Genomic DNA, 2,715 nt, shown 5'->3' with positions numbered 1-2,715 from the left:
CCCCGCCGCTGAGCGCGGCCGACATTGCCGCCATCGAGGCCGCGATGGGCAAGAAAGGGGCCTACGTGGAGGCGCAGGCCACGCACAGCACCCCGTTGCCGCGCAACGACCTCAAAGTGACCATCAAGGGCGAGCCGGTGCCCATCTCCTTCGGTTTTGGCGGCTGGGTGGCCATCAAGCACACGCTGGACGGCAAATCGGCCATGCTCATGAGCGATACGGTGCTGCTGCAAGAGGAAGTAAATCCCCTCATGTCGGCCGCGCTGGCCCAGGGGCTGGAAATCGGGGCCGTACATAACCACTTCTTCTACGAAGAGCCGCGCATCTTCTACATGCACATCCACGGCATGGGCGCCCCGGCCGAACTGGCCCGCAAGTTTGCCGCCGCGCTGAAGGATTCCAAGCTGCTGCCGGCCAACCAGCCGAAGCCCAGCGGCGGCACCCCGGCCGCGCAGGCGGGCAACAACGCCACGCCCAGCGCCGGACCGCCCACCGGCAAGGAGCTGTTTGACATCCCCGCGCTTGATAAGCTGGTGGGGTACCAGGGCACAGTGAACGGGCCGACCTACAAGTACACCGTGGGCCGGGCGGACCTGCAATCGGTGATGATGGGCACGGAAATGACCGCCGCCATCGGCCTGAACTCGTGGGCCGCGTTCGCCGGCCAGCAGGCTGACGCGCACGTGGCCGGCGACATTGCCATGCTGGAGCACGAAGTAAACCCGGTGATAAAGGCCCTGCGCGCCCATAATTTGGAGGTCGTGGCCGTGCACAACCACATGCTGTTTGACCAGCCGCGCATGATGTTCCTGCACTACTACGGCCGTGGCCCTGCCGCGCAGCTGGCTACCGGCTTCCGCGCCGCGCTCGACCAGTTGGGCAAGGGCAAAACGGGCATGAAGATGAAGCACTGACGGGCCGGTAAATCGGCCCCGTTTTTTAAGGCCCTAAACCGGAAAAGTACCACGTTTGGCGAGTCGGGGCGGTGGGGAGTAAAACCGTACTTATTCCGGGGATGGTCTGAGAAGCGACATTATGTTAAGGGACAAAACCGGGACGACCGGGGGACTTTTTCTACTCCCCCCACTGCCCCCTAAATCCTACTTGGTGTAGTGGAAGCGGCATTGCAACACGTGCACCACGTCGGCTTCAAAGCGGTAAATCAGTCGGTGCTCGCCACTGATGCGGCGCGACCAGTAGCCGGCGAAGTCGTGTTTGAGGGGTTCGGGCTTGCCCGTGCCCGTGGTGGGGGTGCGCAGGCACTCTTTGAGCAGCGTCCGAATTTTGCGGGCCATCGCCTTGTCGGTGTCGAGCCAGTACTGAAAATCTTCCCAGGCGGCGGTGTCCCAGCTCAGCGTCATATCGTGGCCGGCAGCTCATGGATTTCCCGCTGGCCCTTCCGGTCGCGCTCCAGAGCTGCGTACAAGCGCTCCGCGTTGGCGGGCGAGGACAGCAGGTGGGCCGTTTCGTCCAGGGCGGGGGCTTTGGCGGCCTGGCCCCGGAGTGTGACAAAGGGGAGGTTGCGCAATAGCTCCAACAGGAAGCCAGCACGGCTATCGGGGACTTCGAGCGTGATTTTCATAGCCAGGCAAAGATACGTGGATTCTAGGGGCCTTTCTAGGCCATTTGGGGGGCTTTGGCTGCGACCAGGCCCAGGCGCACGAGCAGCAGGCCCCCCGGATTGCGGCTGGCTTTGACCTTACCCGTTTTCAGGTCGTGGTTGTAGCGGTTCACCTCTGCGACGTGAGCCGCGCTGCTCAGGATGGTGTGCCGGTGCTTGGCGTCGGTGATGCGCAGCTCGTCCAGGATGCGGGTGGCGTTGTCGAAGTGGCTTTGCTGCACTCCCGGTAAGGGCTGGACCGTGGCCACCAGGTCAAAGGGAATGGGGTCGGCTAAGGCTTGCGGCTTGACGGTGAAGATGATGTTTTTGAAACTGCGGCCGATTTTTTCCAGCTTGTAGCTGACGTGTAACTCAGTGTGCTCGTTGATTTGCTTAACGGCAATATCCAGCACCTTTCCACGTAGCTCATTGATTTGCTTCATTTTCTCGTTGCCCTTGTCATCTAGCAAGCCGAGCATCCTCTTGAATTCCTGGAGGTCATATTTTTTAGTTTCACCCAGGTCTTTCCATTGACTGCAAAGGGGATAGATGCGCTTGGCGTATTTGCTGGTGAGACGGAGCGCAGCGGCTAATTCGTAGGAGGTGAAGTTGTCCTTGAGGTCGAACAGATAAGGTAGAATATGCTTGGTGAGGTCGAATTCGATGATCCCCTGGCCTAAATGATATTCTACCTGTTGGAACATCCAAATTTGCTTATAGCTCTTATCTGTCAGCACTTCCAACACCCGCGACCCCATGTCAGCCGTGGCCTTGTGAAGATAGGCAGCGTTATACTTCTTACCTGTCAACTTAGACAACTCCATAATACTCAACGAATAGCTGTCCTTATTGTCAGGTCTAAGCTTGGAGATGATGAAGAACATTAGGTCCTGCTGCAGTTCGGTGTAATCGTAGCGGGCACTGGTTAAGGCATTATGCTGACGGATTTCTAATTCCTTGCTCATTTAGGGCTATACTCAACTGATTGATGGACAATTATACTCAAAAAAAGACATTGAAAACATACAGTCTGTTTAAATAGACTAATAAAACCCACTAAAAGTCTTGGTTAAACCCACTAAAAGTCTTTTTTAACCCACTAAAAGTCTTTTTTA

4 protein-coding genes are annotated in these 2,715 nt (G+C 57.4%); 1 reads left to right on the top strand and 3 read right to left on the bottom strand.

Features of this window, described 5'->3' with window-relative positions:
* Positions 1-914: DUF1259 domain-containing protein (locus BUE15_RS21190; RefSeq protein WP_073289252.1), on the top strand; the 914-nt coding region annotated here is incomplete at its 5' end.
* Positions 915-1,100: 186 nt separating this feature from the next.
* On the opposite strand, the gene BUE15_RS21185 is transcribed toward BUE15_RS21190, so the two are convergent.
* The 3 genes from BUE15_RS21185 to BUE15_RS21175 are packed head-to-tail and all read right to left on the bottom strand — an operon-like array spanning position 1,101 to position 2,565.
* Complete coding sequence (locus BUE15_RS21185; RefSeq protein ID WP_073289250.1) at positions 1,101-1,361, bottom strand: Txe/YoeB family addiction module toxin; 261 nt, start codon at positions 1,359-1,361, stop codon at positions 1,101-1,103.
* A complete protein-coding gene (locus BUE15_RS22235) occupies positions 1,358-1,582 on the bottom strand; it encodes a hypothetical protein (RefSeq protein ID WP_073289248.1) in 225 nt (74 codons plus the stop codon). Before BUE15_RS22235 ends, BUE15_RS21185 begins: the two co-directional genes overlap by 4 nt.
* A 35-nt stretch (positions 1,583-1,617) precedes the next feature.
* The gene (locus BUE15_RS21175) at positions 1,618-2,565 is read right to left on the bottom strand and encodes a replication initiation protein (protein ID WP_073289246.1); all 948 of its coding nucleotides are present in this window, start codon (positions 2,563-2,565) and stop codon (positions 1,618-1,620) included.
* Positions 2,566-2,715: the final 150 nt, after the last annotated feature.

The sequence above is a fragment of the Hymenobacter psychrotolerans DSM 18569 genome, from assembly GCF_900142395.1.
GTDB classification, from domain to species: domain Bacteria; phylum Bacteroidota; class Bacteroidia; order Cytophagales; family Hymenobacteraceae; genus Hymenobacter; species Hymenobacter psychrotolerans.
The sequence above is the reverse complement of the archived record's forward strand: the minus strand, read 5'-3'. Positions and strand labels throughout refer to the sequence as shown.